Source organism: Bacillus sp. AF62 (genome assembly GCF_050312695.1).
Taxonomy (GTDB): Bacteria; Bacillota; Bacilli; order Bacillales; family Bacillaceae_G; genus Bacillus_A; species Bacillus_A cereus.
Genome location: NZ_JBNPJZ010000095.1, coordinates 1 through 332, shown reverse-complemented (window position 1 = coordinate 332; position 332 = coordinate 1). Strand labels below are relative to the sequence as shown.

Sequence of the window (332 nt, the reverse complement as noted above, 5' to 3'; positions counted from 1 at the left end):
TTTATGAGCTAAAATAGAAGATAGGGCAATTTTTATACTATCTAGTAAACTCATACCGCACACCTTCTATCTTCTGTAACTTTCCCGTCTCGCAGTACAATGCGGCGGGAAGAATACGCTGCTACTTCCTCTTCATGCGTAACCATAACAATCGTCGTACCTTCTGCATTAAGCTTCGTGAAAATATCCATAACTTGCTCACCAGACTTCGTATCAAGTGCACCAGTCGGTTCATCGGCCATAATGAACGTTGGGTTATTCGCAATCGCTCTTGCAATCGCTACACGCTGCTTCTGTCCACCTGATAACTCATTTGGTAAATGATGCACGCG

The 332-nt window shown here is 43.7% G+C and carries 1 protein-coding gene; it reads right to left on the bottom strand.

The window, feature by feature from the left end; all coding sequences use genetic code 11:
* Positions 1 to 50: 50 nt before the first annotated feature.
* Positions 51 to 332, bottom strand: a 282-nt coding sequence (locus ACQRBL_RS25640; RefSeq protein ID WP_427735835.1) for an ABC transporter ATP-binding protein, incomplete at its 5' end; no start/stop codon positions are given.